14 protein-coding genes are annotated in these 21,437 nt (G+C 60.1%); 3 read left to right on the forward strand and 11 right to left on the reverse strand.

The annotated features are described in order from the left end of the window. The coding region (locus tag VN887_08230) for a hypothetical protein (protein HXT39995.1) at positions 1-276 on the forward strand (276 nt) is incomplete at its 5' end. On the opposite strand, the gene VN887_08235 is transcribed toward VN887_08230, so the two are convergent. From VN887_08235 to nirK, 9 genes are all read right to left on the reverse strand, one after another. Beyond that, positions 273-3,848, reverse strand: coding sequence for a UvrD-helicase domain-containing protein (locus VN887_08235; GenBank protein HXT39996.1), 3,576 nt, complete (start codon positions 3,846-3,848; stop codon positions 273-275). The two genes, VN887_08230 and VN887_08235, sit on opposite strands and share 4 nt — an antisense overlap. Further along, complete coding sequence (locus tag VN887_08240) at positions 3,845-7,273, reverse strand: PD-(D/E)XK nuclease family protein (protein ID HXT39997.1); 3,429 nt, start codon at positions 7,271-7,273, stop codon at positions 3,845-3,847. The genes VN887_08235 and VN887_08240 overlap by 4 nt, the downstream gene beginning before the upstream one ends. A gap of 86 nt (positions 7,274-7,359) precedes the next feature. Next, entirely contained in the window at positions 7,360-8,736 is a 1,377-nt protein-coding gene (locus VN887_08245; GenBank protein ID HXT39998.1) for an MBL fold metallo-hydrolase, read from the reverse strand. Positions 8,737-9,043: 307 nt separating this feature from the next. Further along, positions 9,044-9,796, reverse strand: coding sequence for a hypothetical protein (locus VN887_08250; protein ID HXT39999.1), 753 nt, complete (start codon positions 9,794-9,796; stop codon positions 9,044-9,046). A 100-nt stretch (positions 9,797-9,896) separates the two neighbouring features. After that, positions 9,897-12,812 (reverse strand): insulinase family protein, encoded by a 2,916-nt coding sequence (locus VN887_08255; GenBank protein ID HXT40000.1) that lies wholly within the window; start codon positions 12,810-12,812, stop codon positions 9,897-9,899. A gap of 176 nt (positions 12,813-12,988) precedes the next feature. After that, the gene (locus VN887_08260; GenBank protein ID HXT40001.1) at positions 12,989-14,434 is read right to left on the reverse strand and encodes a right-handed parallel beta-helix repeat-containing protein; all 1,446 of its coding nucleotides are present in this window, start codon (positions 14,432-14,434) and stop codon (positions 12,989-12,991) included. A 595-nt stretch (positions 14,435-15,029) separates the two neighbouring features. After that, the gene (locus VN887_08265; GenBank protein HXT40002.1) at positions 15,030-15,674 is read right to left on the reverse strand and encodes an SCO family protein; all 645 of its coding nucleotides are present in this window, start codon (positions 15,672-15,674) and stop codon (positions 15,030-15,032) included. Continuing rightward, positions 15,671-16,459 carry a formylglycine-generating enzyme family protein gene (locus VN887_08270; protein HXT40003.1) on the reverse strand — a complete coding sequence of 263 codons (789 nt, stop codon included), beginning with the start codon at positions 16,457-16,459 and terminating at the stop codon, positions 15,671-15,673. Before VN887_08270 ends, VN887_08265 begins: the two co-directional genes overlap by 4 nt. Positions 16,460-16,505: 46 nt before the next feature. Further along, a complete protein-coding gene (nirK, locus tag VN887_08275) occupies positions 16,506-18,050 on the reverse strand; it encodes a copper-containing nitrite reductase (protein ID HXT40004.1) in 1,545 nt (514 codons plus the stop codon). Between the two features lie 364 nt (positions 18,051-18,414). Here nirK and VN887_08280 point away from each other — a divergent pair, with 364 nt between their 5' ends. Together VN887_08280 and VN887_08285 are read left to right on the forward strand one after the other, a co-directional pair. Beyond that, positions 18,415-18,999, forward strand: a complete 585-nt coding sequence (locus VN887_08280) for a universal stress protein (protein ID HXT40005.1) — start codon at positions 18,415-18,417, stop codon at positions 18,997-18,999. Positions 19,000-19,010: 11 nt separating this feature from the next. Next, a complete protein-coding gene (locus VN887_08285; protein ID HXT40006.1) occupies positions 19,011-19,580 on the forward strand; it encodes a universal stress protein in 570 nt (189 codons plus the stop codon). A gap of 46 nt (positions 19,581-19,626) precedes the next feature. On the opposite strand, the gene hemH is transcribed toward VN887_08285, so the two are convergent. Both hemH and hemG read right to left on the reverse strand, forming a co-directional pair. Further along, positions 19,627-20,691, reverse strand: coding sequence for a ferrochelatase (gene hemH / locus VN887_08290; protein ID HXT40007.1), 1,065 nt, complete (start codon positions 20,689-20,691; stop codon positions 19,627-19,629). Further along, on the reverse strand, positions 20,688-21,437 hold a 750-nt coding region (gene hemG, locus VN887_08295), incomplete at its 5' end, for a protoporphyrinogen oxidase (protein ID HXT40008.1). The genes hemG and hemH, both read right to left, overlap by 4 nt.

Raw genomic sequence — 21,437 nt, forward strand, 5'->3', positions numbered from 1 at the left:
TACAGTTTCCAGGGCCAGTTGGTGCGTCCGGCGCTGGTCACGCTGCAGCCGACTGGTCCCGCCACCGCTGAGTCATCCGAAAATGCCGCGGCTCCGTCCTTCGAGGAGGCGATCGCACCCGAGGCTCAATCGCAGCTGCAAGCCGGGTTTAAATCCCCGGTCGTGCTAGAGGAAGAAACGCCCGGGTCCGGCCCTTCGTCCGCAAAGCCGAATGAGGAGTTCGTTCAAGGCGAACCGCCCGATCCGGACCAGGAAGAATTGTGGCGCACGAGCTAGACCGCCACGGATTTCCGGGGCGATAAAAAGTGCAGCCAGGATTCAGTGACGGGGCGTCGATAAATCCGGTTCAAGGCGAGCGCGTAGAGTTTCAACTGTGGTTTGTGTGTCTCGGTTTTCGCGGGTAATTCGCTCCCACCAACCTCGTCCGTTTTGAAATCCACGAGCCAGATTTCATCCGGCAGGATCACGGCCAGGTCAACATAACCTTGCACAACCACGAACTCATCCTCCGGGAGTCCGGCATTCACCGCCAGGCCGGCTCCCGATAAATCCGAGAGCGACATTCGCGCCGTGAACGGCAGTTCACGGTGAACATGTCGCGGATTCTGCCCGCGAATTTTGCGGCCCAAATCCGACCGCCAAAACTCGAACAAGCCCTCAAAGTCCAACGCCGCGATTTCTGCGTCTGACAATGCTCCCATTTGACGCAGCCGTTCCGCTTCCTTCGTCAATTCCCGCAAATTGTCCATGCCGTCCAAAGGCGCCAGCTGTAGAAACAAATGATGCGCGTTGCCGACTTCCGCCGCCGAGAGACTTGCGGCGGCGCGGTCGCGGCGAGGAGCTTGAAACACGGAACCTGAGACCCGAAACAACGGCGCGGCCTCGTCATCGGTCTCTTCGGGAAATCGCCTCCTCAATGCGGACACCGAGGTTTTCGCCGGTTCCGTCGCGGCGGCGTCAAACGGATAACGCCATTTCAGTTTGTATAGAAGCGACTCCACTCCGGCGGCATCGATCGGTTCGATCAAGGCCGGAGCCTCCGTTGGCTGGCCTGCACCGGGTCGCTTGTCAATCAGACGCGGGTTGTCTTCTGTGTAAATCACCCATGACAGGAGCGGATTTTGGCCGCTGACTGTCCAATCACAGTGGCCGGTCGCACCGGGCAGCCAGCGGCCAAGCCAGTCGAGATAATTGTTCGCCCCCAGGATTTGAAGTGCCGTAATTTCGCCGGCGTTGTTGGCCGGCCATTTCCCGGCAACTGATTTTTTTGGCGCTGTGCCGGCCAGAATCAGCCTGTCGCAGGCGCGGGTCAGCGCCACGTAGAGCAACCGCAATTCTTCGCCCAGGGTTTCGCGCTTCTGCCGCCTTGCCGCCAGCCAGAAAGGCAGGCTCGGGTACACCCGGGCCGACAATGGAGCCTTGACCTTCGGACAGAGGCCATACTCCTCGTCCAGAATCATGCGCTCTTTAAGGTCGTCGAGGTTGAATCGCTTTCCAAGGTCCGCCACCACGACAATCGGGAACTCCAGTCCTTTGCTCTGATGGATGCTCATCAACCGGACGGCGTTTTCCGCGGCGGCCGGCGTCGATTCCATCTCCACGTCCGCGTCGCGCTGCGCCCCGATGAATTTCAAAAAACGGAACAATCCCTGCCGCTGGAACTGGTCGAATCGCCGTGACATGGCCAGAAGGCGTTGAACGTTGCCGAGACGCTGCACGCCGCGCGGCTGCACCGTCAGCCAAGCTTCGTAAGAAGTTTCTTCAAGAATGATCTCCAGGCACTGCGACAAGGCCGATTGTCGTGCCAGCCGCCTCCAGCCGGCAAAACGGCGCAGGAACAATTCTATCTTCATCTGGGCTGCGTTCCGCGAGTCGCCGCATCCGTTGGTCCGAAACTTGTTCAGAGCCGTCCAGAAATAGCCCCGACGTTGCACCAGCCGGACAGCGATAATCTCATCAAGCGTCAGGCCGACGAACGGCGAACGCAGCACCGCGAGCAACGGGAGATCCTGCATCGGGTTGTCGAGCGTCTGCAACAGGCTCAACAGGTCGGTGATCTCAAGGTTCTCCCAGAAAGAGCCGTGCGCCGCCGCCAGCGGCACGCCCAGCTCTTCGAACGCCCTGGCGTAACTTTCCGCTTTGTTGCGCGGTGACCGCAGCAGAATAGCCATGTCGCTCCACTGTGCCGGACGGAACCGATTCACGTCTCGGTCCCAGATTTCAAACCGTTGCTCCCGCAGCTCGCACAAGCGCGCCGCCACCAATCGCGCTTCGTGCTCCGCGTTGGTAAAGTCGTCCGGATCGTCCTGATTGCTTTCTTCGACGCCGCCGGTCAGGCGCAAATGCAATTCCACGCACGGCGAGCCGGGATGAGCCTGCCGGCCCGCGCGTTCCGCGGCGTCTCCGAATTTCAACCGCTGCCGTTCGTCGTATTCCACTCCGCCGACCGCTTCGCGCATCAGCGCCCCGAAGAGCGCGTTGACGAATGTCAAAATGGACTCATGGCTGCGAAAATTGTCCGACAGCGCGAGGACACGGCCTTCACCCCGGTTCTTGCTCCACCGACCCGCGTATCTCTGAAAAATTCGCGGGTCCGCGAGACGAAATCGGTAGATGCTCTGCTTCACATCACCGACCAGAAATCGGTTGGCATCCGCGCCTTCACGCCCAAGGGCGCGCAGGATCGTGTCCTGCGCATCATTGATGTCCTGGTATTCGTCCACAAATACCAGCTTCAGTCGTTCGCGCCTGTACCGCGCCGCGTCTTTTGGCCGGTCCGTTGCGCGGTCCCAGAGCAGCCGCAATGCGAACTGTTCGAGGTCATGAAAATCCACGGCCCCGAGTTCGCGCCGGGCGCGCGCAAACTCTCCGGTGAATTCCTGCGCGAGTCGCAGCAGCGCGGTCATTTGGGGACGGACCCATTCCCAGTCCTGCGCCAGCGGGTCAACGCCGTCGCCGATCCCCGTCAAAGAATGCAGAAAGGCCGCGTCGTCAAAAAGCTTTTCGATCGGGCCCCGGAAAGCGCCCTTCCTTCTGGCCGGCCATTCCCTGTCCGCTTCGAGTATTTGAGCCAGTGCCACGGCGATTTGCGCGCGCGACGGGTCGTCCGGCAGATCCGCCAGATAACCAGCGCACCGGTGCGCATTCGAATTTTCGGAGGCCTGGTTTCGCAAAACGGGGAGCCACAATTCACGCCACCCGCGAAATCCCTCCAGCAGCCAGCGCGTCCACAATTCCAGACACGGTTGATCGAGCAGCGCCAATTGGCCGGTAAACCACGCGTCCGGATTCCGCAAAGTTTGGGTGTAGTCGTGAACCCGCATCACCAGTTCGCGAACCGGCTGATCCCAGCCGCGTCCTTGTTCGAGGATGAGCTGTTGCACCGCCGCGGCGACGGGTGTGCCGCCCGCATAATGTTTTTGCAGCAGGCGGTCGAGCGTTTCGCGGGCCAGCAAACGGGCCTGTTCCTGCGCGAGCACCGTGATTTGTGGGTCGAGTTCAAGCTCGTGAAAATGTTCGCGGATCAGTTGCAGACAGAATCCGTGCAACGTCGCGATGTGCGCCGTATCGACCAGCGCGAGTTGTTCGGTCAGGCGCGCGTTCCCCGGATCCGCCCCGGCTCTCCTTTCCAACTCATCCCGAAGCCGCTTCCGGATCTCGGTAGCGGCGGCCTCCGTGAATGTCACCATCAGGATGTTCTCTATCGACACCGGTTTCGTCGCGTCGCAGACCCGGGCGAGGCATCGTTCCACCAATGTCCGTGTCTTGCCCGTGCCCGCTCCCGCGACTACCAACACGTTGCCGTCTGCTTCGACAGCGTGCCGTTGACTTTGGGTGAACGAAGTCATTTTTCGTTCGTTTCCGACGGAGACCTCCGCAGCACGCGGAACCGGTGCGTCCACGGATCGATACGACAGATGGCGCGACAATCGCAAAAGTCGCACGCAACCTCACCGCCGTTGCGATAGGGATCCACCTTCGCCTCGCCGGCAAAAATGCGCCGCCCCATCCCGCGCATCAAACATTTCGTGCGATCGAGCAGCGCACTGAATTCGGTCTCGTCCAACAGTTCCGCCGGGCCCTTGTACGGCTGTCCTTCTTTCGTCAGTCGGTAGTTGAATTGCCCGCTTCCACCCTCTTGGTAACGACGGTCCAGCACCGGCAACGCCCGCAGACTGAACCGGCCGAAATGGCGATAGGCCTGGCGACGGTCATCGCGGCCACTCTCCAGAACGTCGCTCCGACTGGCACCCGGTTTGTAACTGCCCCGCAGGTTTAGATAGAAAATACCGGCCGGGACGAGCCTCGCCACGCCGAAGACCGGGCTGCCACCGCCGATTTCCCGAAGCGCGGCAAGATACGCGGGCAGTTGAATCTGGATGCCGTGCTCGAGGAGCAGAGCATCGATCTTTTTCGCGCCGGATTTGTAATCCATCACCACGCAAAGTGCTTCGTCACTCGCCGGAATCACGGCCAGATCAACGCGGTCGATTTTGCCACGGAAGGCCATCCGCTGGTCGCGACCGATCTCAATCTCCCAGGCCGGCAGCGGGTCGTCGTGGTCGCCAAACGAAACCTCGACCGCATACGGGTCGAGGCCGTATTGCTCCATCCACTCGATGGCAGTCTCGATGAAATCCTGCAACGCGCTCGTGAGGCTTCTCGCCTCAAAGGCATTTTGATCGCTGGCCTGAAACAGCCCCTCGCCAAATCCGGCGGCGACCCGGCCGGCGATTTGCCCGATTCGCTCGCGGGCCTGCGCGGGCGTCAGCTCACGCCACTGCCGGCCTTCGTCGCGCAAACTGTTGTGGAATTGTTTGAGCACCTCGTGCTGAAAACTGCCGCGTTCGCGCGCGTCCACTTCGAACCGACGCCGTTCTTCGGCGCGCAGGGCGGAATGAACAAAGAATTTGAACGGGCAGGCCGCGAATTGCTCGAGCGCGCTCGCCGAGGTCCGTAACACGGCGCCGTACAACTGGGTTGCAAGCGACACAGAAATGGAATCGTCCGGAGCGTATGTGGCCAGCGCCTGCAGTTGTTCGCCCTTCGGCGCAAGGGCTGGCGAAGAGGCGAGAGCCGTCCAGCCCGTATCGCGGCGTCCGGCACCGGTAATCCGGGCGCGCAGCAGTGGCGCGATCATTTCACAGGCGTGTTCGCGGTCCAGCCAGCCCTGCGCCGGTGAATATGTTTCGGTTTCGAGCGAAGGGAAAATGCGTTTCAAGCGGGCCAGGAATGGCGACGGGTTCAACGCGCGATCATTAACGTCGCGCATTGCGGACGTGAGCACGAGCCGCCGCCGTGCGCGCGTGCAGGCGATGTAGCCGTAGTAACGCTCGTGGCCGAGTTGAGCGTGCTTGCTCGCACCCAGCGCGACTCCTTCCGTTTCGAGTTCTCCACGATCGCCTTCAGTCAGCAAACTGGCGACGATTGGTGCCGCCGGAAAGACGGATTCATTCAACCCGGCCACAATGGCAAGCTGCAGATCCGGGTTGCGCGAACGGTCCACTGCGCCGATCAAGACTTCGTCCAGCGCGGGTGGAATCACTCCAACGGTCAGATTTGCGAGACCGGCTTCAAGAATCGGCAGCCAATCGCGCAACGGCAGCGGTTCGTCGGCAAACGCCAGTGTCAAGTTGTCGAGCCACGATTGCATTTCCTGCCAGACGGTCGTGTGGATTGCTGATCGCCGGCTGACAGTCGCCGATGGGTCCGGGTTTGTCGCACCCCATTTTTCCATTGTTTGCTCAACCCCGAGCTCGCTCCAGAAGTCGCGCAACGCATCGGCCAGCTCGGTGCCCGTCGCTGCGCTTTTTCGGCCGGGCGTTTCAGGTGTTAACCGCTTCTCCAGCCGTTGGAACGGCGGCACAAGGGTCTGGCGCAAATGTTCCAGACGGTCCTCGAGCGGTTCATGATTGGCGGTTTGCCACGGCTGCTTCCAGGCGGCCCCCTGCCATCCGCGCGCCAGCGCTTCGTTTTCGAGTTCGTCGAGATCATCTTCGCGAACATCACCAAGGCCGGTCTTCAGGGCGCCGAACCAGTCATCGTGCGCCCAGCCGAAGGCAACGGTGCGCAGGGCGTGGCGCGTCAACTCGGCGAGCGGGTGGTGCGCCACCGGCTCGCGCCGGTCGAGAAAGAACGGGATTTCGTAACGGCGAAACACGCGCTGCAAGACATCGTGATAGCCCTCCAGGCTTCGCAACAACAAGGCGCAGTCCCGATAACGTCCGCCGCCGCGGACGTGTCTCAGTATCTCGCGCGCGGCGAGTGTCGCCTCGGCCTCCGGACCCGGACAAATGGCGACGCGCAGCGTCTCGCGTAAATTCGAACAGGCGGCGGGCCCGTTTTCAAGCGGCCCCGGCGTTGCCCAGTGTTCTTCAAGATGCGCCAGAACGGCGTTGCCCGCGAACCGGCCGCGGCCGGCCGTGCGTTTCACCAACTCGACCCCGACCGTGTAATCCGGCAGCGATGACAATCGTTGATAACAATTCCGGAAGGTCTGTCCGACGACCGACCAGGTTGAAAGCCACGACAAATCCCGCGGTGGCTCGCGGTCCAGACAGAACGCCAGCGTGGACCGTTCGCAACGAGGCGCCAACGCGGCCAGAAAATCCAGTTCCTGCGGGGTCATTTCCGCGAAACCATCGAGCCACAGAGCTCGAAAGCGGGCGGCGGGCCGGGTTTGCCCGGCTGGCGATTTTGTATGCAGCGCGGTCGCCGCGAGATCGAGCAGGCAATTGATGTCCTGCAACCGGCGGTCCTTGAGCCAATCGAGGTAAGCGCGCAACAGCAGCGCGAGATCGTGCAATTTGTCGCCGAGTTGGGGGCGCAGGTTGCCGCGGTCGGCCAGCTTGAACAGTTTTTCCGGCGACTGCCCGTGCCGCTGCAATTCGCGCAGGAGCAGGCTGAGTTGTTGAGCGAACCCGGGCAGCCGGGCGGTGGCCCGAAACACCTTCAACTCCTTCTGTTTTCGCGCGAGCAACGCGCGCAACACCATCACGCGGCCTTCTTCGGATAATAGCTTTGGTGGGGGCTTTTCAAGCTTTTCTAGGATGAATTCGGCGAAACGATCAAAAGACAGGATATGCAACCGCGTGTAGCCGGCCAGCGCTCCTTCTGCCAACAACTGCCGCTCGAGTTGAAACGTCGCCTGTTTGGGCGCAAGCAGCACCAACGGCAGGCCCTCCGGAGATTTCAGCAGTTCGGAGCGGATCTCCGCCAGGCAGCGATGCGTCTTGCCGCTGCCGGCGGGGCCAAGAAGGAAGGTCGCCTGCACGCTTCCTTCTTAGCCACCGCGGCTTGAAGAGACAAAGAAACAAAGTGACTTTATTCCCGGACCCGGACGGCTTTTGTCCAACCGGGTCAGACTTCCACGCTCTTTCCCGGACCGGGTTGAACGACCTTGATCTTCGGCCAACGGCCACGAATTTGTTGCTCGAACCAGTTGCGCGAGTCTTCTTCGCCGTGGCCAAGCAGGACGGCGCGGGGCGAAGCCTGGCCGACAAAGTCGAGCAGTTCGTCGCGGTTCGCGTGAGCGGTGAGGTCGAAGTCCTCGACGCGGCAACGTCGGGTGACCTCACCCGCGCTCGCGCTGAACACGAAGGTGTCGCCGGCCTTCGCCGCCTTGAGTCGTCCACCGGGCGTGTCCGGGTCCGCGTAACCGACGAAGAAGATGGCCTGGCGCTCGTCACCGATCATGCGGGCGGCGAGGTCGTGCGCGGCGGTGTGCTCGCTCATCATGCCGGCAGTGAGGACGAAGATGCGTCCGCCGGAGAGCTTCATTTTGTGCACCTGGCCGGGTTCGAGCACAGCGAGGTTGAGCGCTTCGGTCAGTTTGAGGTTGCTGTGGTTGCGATGGGCCCGGTGCGCTTCGAGGTCGTAAATCTCCGTGAACACTCGGCCCAGGCCGCCGATATAGATGGGCTGCTGCCGCAACCTGCCGGCCTTCATGAGCAGGGCGAGCAGCGCGAGGATTTCCTGCGTTCGACCGAGCGCAAAAGTGGGAATCAGCACGCAGCCCTTGCGTTTGAGAACGTCGTGCAAAGCGGCCGTAAAACGCTCGATTTCGGTTTCCCGTGAAAAGCCGGGCGGCACTCCGCGATTGCCACGGGTGGTTTCCATGATGAGCACATCAGCCTTCACGTCGGCAAAGCGCGCGCCGCGCAGGAGGGTCTGGTCGCCGAAACAAACGTCACCGGTGTAAAAAAGGGTTTCCTTTTGTCCGCGCACCATGATTCCGGCGGAACCGAGCGCGTGGCCGGCGTCGTAAAATTCGAGCGTCGGGGCAGGGAATCCGGCTCTCGTTTTCTGGCAGGAGGCCCATTCAATTTCGCGGTTGTAACGGAAGCCCTGAAACAGGGCGGCGATTTCGTCCACCTCATCATGCGAAAAGAGCGGGTATTCCTTGATGCCGAGTTCGTCGCGCTGGCGGGTCATCACGTTTACCGAATTGTGCAGCACGCGCTCGATGAGAAAGTAGCTCAACTCGGTCATCAAGGCGTGCGCCCTCGGGAAATGACGGAGCGCGACCGGCAGCGAGCCGACGTGGTCATGATGACAATGAGTGACGGCGATGGCGTCGAGGTCCTCCTTTTGGATGAGCCGGTAGAGAGGCAGGCTTTCGCGGCCCTCGCGCTTCGGGTGCGTGCCCGCGTCCATGAGCAGGCGATGACCTTCGATTTCAACAAACCAGGCGCTGGCGCCGATGTCCGGGGCGGGATTTAGATTGACCACGCGCATAAGGCGTCTGGGAGGTGATGATCGACGAACATTCGCGCGGTTCCAACCATTAAACCAACGTCGGAGAAAATTTTTGAACAGTTCTGAAACTCAACCCGTCTGAGAAGTGTTGTTACTCACAAGTCGGGGCCGGGTTATGAAACCCGGCCCCGCCCGCCGGTCCCTCCGGCGGAGAGGAGGTAACGTTTGGTTGTTTGGGTTAGCGGGCATCGTAAGATGCCCGCTTTTTTTTGCAAGCCAATATGCGGATTACTGCGGCACGTTGTCGCCCGCTCCGCCGCCGCATTCCGCGAACCTCCGGCCTCTTTTATTTCTTTCCGCGCTGGCCGCTCATCTGCCTTTGTGCTGCCGCCATCATCAGTTGCTGCACATCGGCGTGCTTTTTGTAGCCGGTGGGGGGTTGAAATTGCCGCGCCTCCGGTCTGGCCAGCTGGATTTGCTTATAGCGCATCACGACGGTGGATTCGTTTTCGTTCATCTGCATCTGGATGGGAAAATCCTTCAAATCGGTCGCGTTCCACACCAGCGCCTCCGCCTTTCCACCCCGGCCATCGGTCATGATCACCCTGTGCTTCACGCAGGAATGGCCGTCTATTTTTTCGTTTCCCAGCTTCACTTTTTCGATTTTGAAGTTCTTGTCCGTCGCCGCGGCGTCCTCGGGCAGCGGCATGTCCACGTACGCTTCCAGACGAGGGTAGATTACCCGCATGACCCGCGTCGTGGGCTGAAGGATTGCGACGGTGCGATCCATGCCGAGCTGTTTCATTTGCGCGACGGCGGCGGGCGAGATTTGTCCCCCCTTCACGTGAGCGAGGTCGAATTCGACCCGTATGTCGCCCTCGAGCAAGGCGAAGTCCATCGTCAACGCGGCCATTTCCTTGCCGGCCTTGTCGAGTTGGCGGACATCAGTCCGCGCACTGAATGCCTTGACGTCGCCAAAGAGCCGGGTCAACGCGGCGTTCCAACCCGGCGGGCCTCCGGCCGGCATTTGCGCCCGCACGATGCTGGCGGAGGAGGCAAGCACGAGGATTGCGAAAATGGCGAAGCGCGACGTTTTCATAAAACGGAATGTTTGCGTGATGATTTTGCGGGGAAGGTAACGATCCGCGCAGTTTTCGCCAACAGGAAATGCCGTGGCCGCCCGCGAGGGAGTCCCATCGTCAGAAAGCAAAAATGTCCTTCAGTCCAAGCTCGGTAATGTCGCCGTTTTTCCTGAGTTGTTCGAGGTCGAATTTCTTCTTGTCGCCGACGATGGAGATTAGCTTGGGCCGGCCTTTGAGATGCTGTTTTTGGAACTGGACGACCTGGTCGAGTCCCAGTTGTTGAATCTTCGCAAAACGCTCCTTGCGTGGATCGATCGGCACTTCCAACCGTTCCCACGAACGCACCGCGCCCAGGATTTCGCGAAAGCCGATCTTGCCCGTGCGATAACGGCTGATGACAGAGTCGCGGGTTTCCTTGAAGCGCTCGGGTGAGGTCGGCAGATGCTCGAACAGATCCAGGAAGGCGCCCACGGCTTCGGTCGTCTTGTCCGCCTGGCAGCCAATGCCGCCGGTCATCAGGTTTTGCTCGCCCTTGCGACCGCCATTGGAATAGACGGCGCCCGCCGAATACGCCAGCGCGCGCGCCTCCCGCAGCTCCTGAAACACGATTCCCGACATGCCGCCGGAAAAGTAATCGTTGAACAACTGGACCGTGGGAACAATCGCCTCGTTGTAGTCGCCGTCGCCAAACTCGATGCGCACCTGGGACTGCGCCATTTCCTTGTCAAAGAGAAAAATCCGGCTTTCATCAGGCGCCGCGGCCTTGAGAAACCTGTACGGAGGGGCCGGCTTGGCCGGTTCCGAAGCCGCCGGGTGTTTTTTGAGGATGGCCTCGACCCTGTCGATCGGCAGTGATCCGGTGTAGGTGATGACGTGCCGGTACGTCAGCAGACTTTTGATCAACCCGTGGAGTTCTTCCATCGTCAGCGCGCTGATCTTCTCGTTCGGCAACGCGCGCATGAACGGGGAGTCTGCGCCATACCGATTGTAACCGGCCAGCGCGCTCGTGATGGTGCGGAAGTCTTTTTTGGCATCCTCGCGCTGCACAAGGATGATCTTCTTCAATTCCTCCAGCGTTTCGGAGTCGGCGGTCGGTCCGGTCATCAGTTCCATCAACAAACCCCAGGAGGCCGCGAAGTTTTCATCGAGGCCGGAAATGTTGATGCCGGTTTCGTTGTTGCCCGCGACAAGTGAGAATTCGGTGCCCAGCTTGTACCATTCTTTCTTCAACTTCTCCGCCGTAAACCGTTTCGTGCCGGATTTGTCGAGGAATTCGGCGGCGGCCTCGAGCCGGTTGTCATGGCGCGTGCCGATGTCCACCGAGATGGTCAGCGCAAAAAGGTCGTTCAGCGGATTTTTGACGTAGTAAAGTTTCACGCCTTCCTCTTCGTCCACCTTCCGATAATCCCTGCCCGGCCTGACCCAGACCGGCTCGATTTCCTTCACCTTCATCGCGGCCACCTTTTTGAAGAATTCCGACTGGCGCGCCGAGTCGATGTCAATCTTGTCGATCTTCGGCTTCTCGATCTTCGGCACCACCTGCTGTTCGTCCAGGCGATAGCCTGCCACATAACCGCCGCTGAAGTATTTGTTCGCCGCGCGGACGACGTCCGCCTTGGTCAGTTTTTCCATCCGCCCTATTTCGCCGATGGTGTGGTCCCAGTCCTGGAACGCGAGAAACGAATCCCGCATCAGCGTCACCCGGCTGTAATCCGACTCCAGTGACGCTTTGCGCTGTTTTTTGAAGTCGGTGATGATGGCAGGAATGATCCAGTCCTCGAACTCGCCCTTTTTGATGTGCTCGACCTGCTGCAGCAACAGGTCTTCGACCTCCTTGAGCGATTGACCCTTCTTCGGAATTCCAAAGAGGTATTCCGCGCCATAATCGTTGTCGAGTTCGGGGCTGGACCCGGCGTTGCGCACCTTCTGCTGTTGATTGAGGTTCAGGTCAATCAGTCCCGCGCTCGCGTTGCTGAGGATCATGTCAATCAACCGCAGCACTTCGGCATCGGGATCGTTCCGGCCCGGCAGGCGGAAGGCAAGCAACGCGTATTCCTCGCCTTTGTATTTTACGGTGACGCGCTCGGCGCCCTGCAGCGGCTTCTCGTCCCATTGTCTCGTCGTTGGCACCGGCTTCGCCTGCCACACGGAAAAATACCTGTCGATCAGCCTGATCGTCCGACGCGCGTTGATGTCGCCCGAAATTACGATGGCCATGTTGCCCGGCACGTAGTTTTTCTCATAAAAAGCGTACATGTTTTTTAACGAAGGATTCTTGAGGTGCTCCACCTCGCCGATCGTCGTTTGCTGGCCGTAGGGATGGTGTTTAAACAACAGCTTGTTCACCGCGAACTGGATGACCGCCCCCTTGTTGTCGAGTGTCTGGTTTTTCTCCTCATAGACAATCTCCAGTTCCGGCTGGAACAAACGGAAGACCGGATGCTGGAAACGTTCTGACTCGATGACGGCCCATTGTTCCAGGCGATTGCGCGGAAGATTCACCTGATAGACGGTTTCCTCGTGCCAGGTGTGGGCGTTGAGGCCCTGTTCGCCCATCGCCTTGTAAAGCTTGTCCATCTCGTTCGGGATTTCATATTGCGCGGCCAGTTGTGATTCCTTGTTGATCTCGGCGTAAATGGCCTTGCGTTTTTCCGGATCGGTTTCGTGAAAATGCTTTTCGTAAAGTTCCGTGATGCGGTCGAGATGCGGTTTCTCCTGCTCGTAATTCAATGTCCCCAACTGGGTCGTGCCTTTGAACAGCATGTGTTCGAGATAGTGCGCCAGGCCGGTGGACTCCGCCGGGTCCTGTTTGCTGCCGGCGCGGACGGCGATCTGCGCCTCGAAGCGCGGTGTATCATGGTTCTCTGTAAGATACACCGTCAGGCCGTTGTCCAACCGGTAAATCTGCACCGCCATCGGGTCCTGCGGATTCGGCTGGTTGGTCCGTTTGAAACCGGCCAGTGCGGAAGCCGGCGCCAGTGCCGCGATTGCAGTCAGGATGGAAAGCGCGAGGAGTCGGCGATTCAGTTGCATGATTGGGCGCATAAATATCATTTGATATGGGACATTGGTCAGACGTGGCGGTAATCTGCCCGAACGACCTCAAAGCTGCCAGTCCGTTTTCACGCCCGGCGGGCACCGCGTTTTGACCCTTCCGTCCGGACAATCATTCATCTCAGGACCGGTCTGGACCCGTCCGGTCTCCGGCGCTATGGCAAGTAGCTCCCGCGGTAAAAGCGGGCGCCGGATGGCAGACCGTCCTCAATGTATTCGAGAGGACGATTGCTTTGGATCAACGTGGCCGTTGGAGTCCAGTTCGACAGTGAGGCGGAGGAATCCAACCGGTAGGTCCGCCCCGCGCCGCCGCTGAGTCGGAGCTGATATTGACGGGTGTTCACGGAAAAGATTTTCAAAGTGAACGGCGAGAGTTCGTAGCAACCGGTGTCCGGACCGTTGCCGGAAGGCCGGACGTTGCCCTCCAAATCCGCATTAACCGCGGCCAGCGGTTCCGCGAAATTCACCGCCGGCGCGTTGCCGAGCAGGTGATAGTTCCCGGCCGTTGCGTCCACAAAGAGGTTTGTGAAGGCGCCGGTGATCGAGTGCAACTCATGCCCCTGGGCCTGCCACTCGGCAAGGGTAAGGATTGCGTTATCATCCGGCGTGATTCGCGTCAGGATGTTGTAATCGCTGTCCGTGTTGGCCACGTCGTTGGTGTCGCCGAAACGCAATCCGCCACGAAACGCGTGGCGGGTGAGCAGGACGTTGTTGCGGACGACGTTGGTTCCCGTCGTCTGAAGGAAGTTCAGGTCCCACCGGCCGTCTGTCGGCATGTCGATGGTGTTGTGATAAACCAGATTGCCGCGCGGACCTTCGGCGCCGTCGATCTGAAAGAAGATGATGCCCGAGGCGTGGTTGTTGAAAAGCAGGTTGTTGCGGACGATTGAATCCTGCACGCCGTCGAAGTTGAACGCGCCGCCGCCCAGCGCGCCGTTATTGTAGATCACGTTGTTCTCCAGGAGTGCGCCGCTGATGATGCCGTCTCCGGGCTGGATGTTCACGTCCGCGTTCAACTGGATACCGGCCTCCGCGTTGTCGTGGCAACGGTTGCCGCGCAGCGTCGGGCGATCACCACTGTTCGACACATAGATGCCGTGCTGGGTGACACTCCCGTAACATTCGTTGTTTTCGATCAGGAGATCGTCGGAAAAATCCGTGAACAGGCCCCACGTCGCGTTGTTGCCAAAGACGCAATTCCGCACCGTGATGTGATGTCCGCTCTCGACGCGAAGCGCGGCCCGGTTGGCATTGAACGACCGCAGGCCGTCGACGACAAGGTAAGCCGAGTCAATGATGTGAATGGTGTCGCGATTGTCGCTGCGGTCGGTCGTGACCAGAATGTTCGCGTTAGTGCCAGACGCGCGAATGGTGACGGGGGCGTTTGACGCGCCAACCTGGGTGTCCACGTCAAAGCCGAGGTAGTTGCCGTCGGCCACCAGGATCGTGTCGCCGGGCGCGACGAGATCGAGCGCCGCCCGGATCTCGCGAACCGGCTGTGCCGGCGAGCCAGGATTCGTGTCAACACCATTGGTGGCAACGTAGAAGGTTTGAGCCGCGAGGATCGGGCCGCCTGTGGACAGGATAATCAGCACTGTCACAACCCACTTGCAATGCAGACGACTTCGCGCCGGACAGTCGAGTCCTTCCAGGCTGCTTATTCGGCGCTCACCACGATTTTGATTTTGTCCTCGGTCGGCAAACATGAGGGCGGACAGCAGCCGCAAAAGTGTCGCAGACTGTCTGCTCCCGGGCAACATAACGAACGCTTCTCTACAACGACGGTTGCGCGCCCGCAACAGCTAAATCACTTTCTGTCTCTGACGCGCGCTCAAACTCGCGGTGGATGTGCATCTGCACCGGCACGTCGTGTTCCTGCAATACGATGGGGAGTTTCCGACGCCTCTACGGCGCTTCACGCGAGGGAGTTTCTGGCCTGGGTGAAAAGCGAATCGTCCAGGTCTGGCGCGTGGTCTCCGGGTATGAAACCGGCCTCTTCGGCTACGTGCCGCATCGCCGACTCACTGCGTTGAGCGCGACCAGGTACGTCATGAGGTTGCGCACGGAGTCACGCAAAACGCGCTGGCGGATCGGATTCTGCCTGTTCCAAAACCTCAAAACACCATTGGACGATTCTATTCCGTTGGGCTGGCGAGGACTTCGCGGCGACACTCGGTTGTCGAAACACCGAACGGGTCACGGAGTGGCGCCGGGACGTCCCAAAAGTTGTGTGATGATCCTGACTGTTTGACTCGCATCGCCATTCAAGCCGATTTGTCGGTGAACGATCTCGCCGTCGGCATTGAGAAGCGTGATGATGTTCGAGTGGGCAAACTGGCCGTCGGCGCCTTGTTTGAAATTCACTCCCAGCAGCGCGGCAAGTTCCAGCACGTCATCCGGTTCTCCGCGCAGCAGCGTCCAGCGATTCATGTTCAGATCGTTTCGCGTCCGGTAGTCGCGCAACGCGTCCACGGTGTCGCGCTTCGAGTCGAACGAAACCAGCACGAATCCGACATTCGTGCGGACGTTTTCTGGCAAGGCCTGCTCGATTCGTTTCATATCGTGCACCAACACGGGGCAGGCGTACTGGCAGTTGGCGAAGAACATTGTGATGATCTGGGGCCGGCCCTTGAGGGAGCCGAGTCTCACCGGCCTGGCCGCATCATCGGTCCACACCGAGCCGACCTGATACAACGATCTGTCGGTGAATTCGCCGGGCGCTTTACTTTTTGCGCAACAGGCGCACCCCGCGCCGTTCACGCGAGGTTCTGCGCTGCCAATAGCCGCCGTGGCGAAGAGTTGAAGCGCAACCAGAAGAACAAGCGGTGAACGCGTTTTCATAAATCTTTTGCGCAGCGGAAGCCGAGGTTGTGAACGCAATACTCCGCTTTCAGGCTGCTCCGAAAACCGTAACGCATGAAGGCCGGATAATTTTTGAGGTTGGTCGCGTCCTGTGCTCCCGCACCGCAAAAGAGCTGGCCGTCCGGGCTGGTGTCGCCGCGTGCGTCGCCCGTGGCCATCGCGGTGTTGAAGTCAGCGGCCCATTCCCAGACCAGCCCGTGCAGATCGTGGATGCCCCAGACATTTGGGCGACCCCCGCCAACCGGAGGAAGCGTCGCCGTCGGCGTGGAGTACCATTCGAGGACCCGGCGCGTGAATTCAGAGTCATTCTCGCCGTCGGGCCGTGTGGGACTCGCGGAGGCGGCGTACTCCCATTCGGCGACTGTCGGCAGGCGTTTGCCTTTCCACTGTGCGTACGCTTTGGCGGCGAACCATGAGACGAAAGTGGCCGGCACGTTTGCCGGCGCATTTGTCCCGAGCGAGAGGTCTCCGGCCCAATCTTTGAGATACGATTCGTCGGCGAAAAGTCGTTTCACCTGTGACCTCCGCCAGCGTGGATTGGCGCGGACGAATTCGAGAAAATCGCCATTGGTTACCGGCAGGACGTCGAGGCAGAACGCCCTGACCGGGACTTCGACGGGGTCGTTTAACGCGCGATAGAACGGTCGGTAAACGCCATCGGGAATCCGCGCCATGCCGCGCGGGGTCTCGGCGGCGCCCGCCCCGACGATGCTGGCGCATATCAGAGGCAGGACAACACGGGCTCGATGTTTGAGGTTCAACATGGTTCGGCGGAATGGCTCGGGCTTAGTCCGGTTTATCAGCGTGGACTTATTCGTATTTGTTCTGTGGCGGCGGGGGAGATTCCTGCCGGATTCTGGCGACTTCCTGAGGGGTAACGGCGTCACCGGAGTTGCCCCAATTGCCCCGGACATAGGTCAGCACGTTGGCGATGTCTTCGTCGTTCAGGTAGTTCATCGGGACCATGATGCCGTTGTAAGTCGCACCGTTGACGACAATCTGTCCGGTTCGCCCCAGCAAGACGCCGCGGATATAATCTTCCTTGGTGAGGGTTGAAAGGAAGTCGGACTTCGCCAACGGCGGAATCTGACCGGCAACGCCCTGGCCTTCGGGCTGGTGGCACACGAAGCAGGTCTGCATGTAAACGGCCTTTCCTTTCTGGACCTGAATTTCCCGGGTCAGTCCGGCGATTTTCGGATTGCTCTTGATCTCCTCGGCCACCTGCGCCTTCAACGCGGTGACTTTCTTTTCCGCTTCCGACCCGGCTTCCGCGGCCTTGCCGAGGTAAACCGCGTCCACTTCCTTGCCGGAATAAACAAGCAGATCCGGCGGGCCGTCCACCTTCAACATGCCCAGCGCGCCTTTGTTGAAAGCGCGAAACAACGCATGATCCACGAGGATGTAAGTGCCCGGCACCTGGACCTGAAAGTCCACAATCGCCGCGCCACCCGGAGGGATCACGGTGGTTTGCACGTTGTGGGTCGGCTGTGCGCCCGCTTCCGGATAAACCGTGTCGAATATCTCGCCGATGACGTGGAATGATGAGGTGAGATTCGGGCCGCCGTTGCCCACGAACAGACGGATCCGGTCGCCGACCTTCGCTGTGAGCGCCTTGTCGCCGACCAGCGAACCCACGGCGCCGTTAAACACGACGTAAGGCGGCCTTTCATCGATGGCCTTGTCCATGTCGAATCCCTGCAAACCCGGATCGCCATATTTGCCGGTCGTGTAAAACTCGCCCTGCATCACGTAGTACTCGTGGTCCACCGGCGGCAAACCTTCCTTCGGTTCAACGAGAATCAGGCCGTACATTCCATTGCCCACATGCATTCCGACGGGCGCCGTCGCGCAGTGATAAACGTACAGACCGGGATTCAACGCCTTGAACGAAAACTGCGAACTGTGCCCAGGCGCCGTGAACGACGACGTGGCGCCGCCGCCTGGCCCGGTGACCGCGTGCAGGTCAATGTTGTGCGGCATTTTATTTTCCTGATGGTTGTTTAAATGAAACTCGACTTCGTCGCCTTCGCGGATGCGGATGAAGCCCCCCGGCACCTCGCCGCCAAAGGTCCAGAAAATATAGTCCACGCCATCGGCCAGGCGGCGCACCACTTCCTTCACCTCAAGAGTGACAATGACCTTTGCCGGTGTCTTGCGCGTGATCGGCGGCGGGACGTGGGGCGCGTGAGTGACCAGTGCGACCTCCGCGCCCACGACGGAAGGGTCGTTTGGCTTGGTATTCGTCCTGGGAGTCGCCGCACCGTTTTCAGCCGCGTTGAGGCCAGGCGCGGCGGACGCGAACAAGGCAGCCATCATGAAGGAGCTGCCGAACTTTATGGACCATTTTATGTTCATTTGAATAAAAAACACCGTTCGTTCCACTCAAGGCCGTTTGTCACCTTTGCAGGCGACCGGCGCCGCGTTCGAGCATCCGGCTCTGGCCCGAGTCATTTTCTGATCTTCAAACGCAATTGGCACCGTGGCGAAAAAATGACAGGAGATGACGGGGCGCACTAACCGTCTTTTGTTCTTCCTTGCGCATTTTTTGGCGAATCATGTTCTTCGCCGCGGAGCCAGCACATCGGATCCGCCTGTGAACAAATCCGCCCGATCGGGCCGGCAAGAAATGTCAACTCATTGGCAACGACCGCGTGGTGTGATGCCGCACAGCGGAGTATCAGTGCTTGTCAGCAGTGAAACGTGACATCCGGAGCAGCAAATGAAACCGACACTCAAAACTCGACTGGCGGAACCGCTTCGCTCGACACGAGGCGTGTCACCGCCGGCCCGGGGGCGGGGCGCCGATGCCGTCCGTCAGTCCGCCGCAACGCGTATCCAGATAAGGAAGATTCTCGTGCCGACGGATTTTTCGCGGGCATCACTCAGGGCGCTGAGGTGCGCCGTGGACTTTGCGAACCGGTTCGACGCGTCGCTTTGTCTCGTTCACGTGGTCGAGCCTGCGTCTTTCGTCACCCATGTCGGCAACGTGCCGCCGGCCGGGTCCGACCGCGAAACAACCAACAAGCTGCACCATAAACTGGTCATGTTGGCGCGCAAGGAAGTCGGACCGCTGACGCCCGTGAGTCCGCTGGTTTGCATCGGCAAACCGTTTCACGAGATCGCCAGAATCGCGCGCACGGTTGACGCGGACCTGATTCTCATCGCCACACATGGCCGCGGCGGATTGAAACGCGCATTTCTGGGAAGCACCGCGGAACGGGTGGTGCGACACGCGCCGTGTCCGGTGCTGGTGGTGCGCGAGAAGGAACGCGACTCCGGATGGCACGGCCCATCTTCTGCCTGAAAGGAAACGCTATGAAAATCAAACCTTCGAAAAAACCGGGCAGTGTCGTCGTCGAGATGAATCCGCGCGACTCGGAGCGCCTGTCACAGGCGGCGGAAACGACCAACGGGGCGCCTCGTCCTTTCGAACTCAGGACGATTCTGGTCCCGATTGATTTTTCGGCCTGTTCCAGAAAGGCGCTGCAATACGCGATTCCGCTGGCCAAAGAATTTGGTGCCACCATCGCGTTGCTTCACGTCGTGCATGTCAATTACGCGGCCGGGCCGGAATTCGGTGCCATGGACTTTCCGCTCATCGAGGCCGACCTGCGGAAGAGCGCCGAAGAGGGACTGGCCAAACTCGCCGCCGCGGAGATACAAGGGCAGGTCGCCTTCGTGTGTCTGGTTCGGAGCGGTCTCGAGGTGATCGAGATCGTTGACGCCGCCAAAAAACTGGAGAGCGACCTCATTGTGATTTCGACGCACGGCCGCACCGGTTTGAAACATGTCTTCATGGGGAGCGTCGCCGAAAATGTGGTGCGCCTCGCGCCGTGCCCGGTGCTGGTGGTGCGTGAACAGGAGCACGAATTCGTGAAGAGTTGAAGCTGGCGTGGTTCCAGACGTTACGGCGGGTCAAAGGCTGGCGGGCTTATTCTCTGCCTGTCAGTTCATCAGAGACATGCAGGGCAACGTTCCGGCGGGACCCGGCGAATGCGTCCGCAACCATGCCCTCCAGCGCGTCAATCCAGACCGGGTGATCATTCAGACAGGGGATGAGCGTGAACTCGCCGCCACCCGCATCCATAAAAGTCTCCCGACCTCGCATGCCGATTTCTTCGAGCGTTTCCAGGCAATCGGAGACAAAGGCCGGACAAATGACCAGCAGTTTGCGGACGCCATCCCGCGCGAGGCGAACGAGTTCGTGGTCGGTGTAGGGACGAAGCCATGGGTCTTTGCCGAGGCGGGACTGAAACGCGACCGAATACCGGGTGACTCCCGCCCTGGTCACAAACGCCTCGACAGTGCGATAGCACTGCGCCCGATAGCAGGTGGCATGTGCCGGGCCGGGCGTCCAGCAGCAGTTTTCTTTCGCCAGACAATGACAACCGGTCGTGTCCGCCTTCCGCAGATGCCGCTCCGGCAGTCCGTGAAAACTGAAAAGCAAATGGTCGTAATTCCGACCGAGATGGTCCGATGCGCTGGCAACCAGAGCCTCGATGTATTCGGGCTGGTTGTAGTAGGGTGGCTTTACTTGCAAAGCCGCATGTGGTGCCTGCCGACGGACCTGTCGTTTGACTGCTTCCACCGCCGTCTCGTAGCTTGACATGGCGTAATGAGGAAACAACGGGATGAGGAAAAATTCGTCAACTCCCTGGTCAACAAGTTTTGCAATCGCGCTTTCGATGGACGGCTTCTGATAACGCATCGCGAGCTCCACCGGAATGTTCACCCGCCGCTGCAACTCGCTCCGTACGTGCTCGCTCATGACAACCAACGGCGAACCTTCAGGCTGCCAGATGGATCGATAGGCTTCCGCGGACTGTTTTGGGCGGAAGGGCAGAACTGCGAAGTGAACCACTACGAAGCGTACCGGCCATGGCGCGTCCAGCACGCGTCCGTCCATCAAAAACTCGCGCAGATACCGCCGCACGTCGCGGACGGAAGGCGAATCGGGCGAACCAAGGTTGACCAGCAAGACTCCCGGAATGCTCATGCGGCGACGTGGATCGGGTGATCGTGGCGTTGGGAGCGCGTTCCGACCGGTTTCGAAGCAAGAAAACTTTCGATTTGGCCCGCGACGTTGTGACCGGAAACGATGGAGTCACCCAGCGAAACGCCGTCGCGATAATGACCGGCGAGGAAAAAACCGGGCGCACGGGTTTCGATTTCGTTCATCAACGTTTTGAAACGGCCGTACCCAACCTCGTATTGGGGGATGGAGTGGCGGAAGAAGGCCCGGTGGACAAATGTCGGGCTGCCGTTGACACCCAAAATGGCGCGTAGATCCCGGAGGGTCAGTTCAACCAGTTCGTCCGTGCCAAGCGCCGCCAGGGCTGGAGCGCGCGTGCCGCCGATGTAGCTCGTTAGTGTTACATGTCCGGCGGGCGCGCGGCCGGGAAAGAGCGTCGATGAAAAGAGTGTCCCCAGAATCTTGAATCCTTCCACTTCCGGAACAAGCATTCCGAACCCATCGAGCGGATGTGCCACGTCCTCGCGCCGAAAGCCGAGCACGAGGCTGGACACGGGCGGATGGTCAATCTGCGCGAGCGCGGCGCAACGGACATGATGCTCCGTCGTGAACCGGATCTCCGGAAGCTTGCAGGCGGGTCCGGCAAAAACGACCGCCGAATGTTTCGCGAGGTGTGAAGCGCCGTCATTCGATGAGGTCACTTCCCATCCGTCGGCAACTTCACGGACGCCAATGACGGGCGATTTCAATCTGATGTCGCCATCAAGGCG

Source organism: Candidatus Angelobacter sp. (assembly GCA_035607015.1).
Classification (GTDB): domain Bacteria; phylum Verrucomicrobiota; class Verrucomicrobiia; order Limisphaerales; family AV2; genus AV2.

Coding starts and splice junctions, on each gene's coding strand:
- VN887_08235 (HXT39996.1), bottom strand. CDS start 3,848: ATGACTTCGTTCACCCAAAGTCAACGGCACGCTGTCGAAGCAGACGGC.
- VN887_08245 (HXT39998.1), bottom strand. CDS start 8,736: ATGCGCGTGGTCAATCTAAATCCCGCCCCGGACATCGGCGCCAGCGCC.
- VN887_08250 (HXT39999.1), bottom strand. CDS start 9,796: ATGAAAACGTCGCGCTTCGCCATTTTCGCAATCCTCGTGCTTGCCTCC.
- VN887_08255 (HXT40000.1), bottom strand. CDS start 12,812: ATGCAACTGAATCGCCGACTCCTCGCGCTTTCCATCCTGACTGCAATC.
- VN887_08265 (HXT40002.1), bottom strand. CDS start 15,674: ATGAAAACGCGTTCACCGCTTGTTCTTCTGGTTGCGCTTCAACTCTTC.
- VN887_08270 (HXT40003.1), bottom strand. CDS start 16,459: ATGTTGAACCTCAAACATCGAGCCCGTGTTGTCCTGCCTCTGATATGC.
- nirK (HXT40004.1), bottom strand. CDS start 18,050: ATGAACATAAAATGGTCCATAAAGTTCGGCAGCTCCTTCATGATGGCT.
- VN887_08280 (HXT40005.1), top strand. CDS start 18,415: ATGAAACCGACACTCAAAACTCGACTGGCGGAACCGCTTCGCTCGACA.
- VN887_08285 (HXT40006.1), top strand. CDS start 19,011: ATGAAAATCAAACCTTCGAAAAAACCGGGCAGTGTCGTCGTCGAGATG.
- hemH (HXT40007.1), bottom strand. CDS start 20,691: ATGAGCATTCCGGGAGTCTTGCTGGTCAACCTTGGTTCGCCCGATTCG.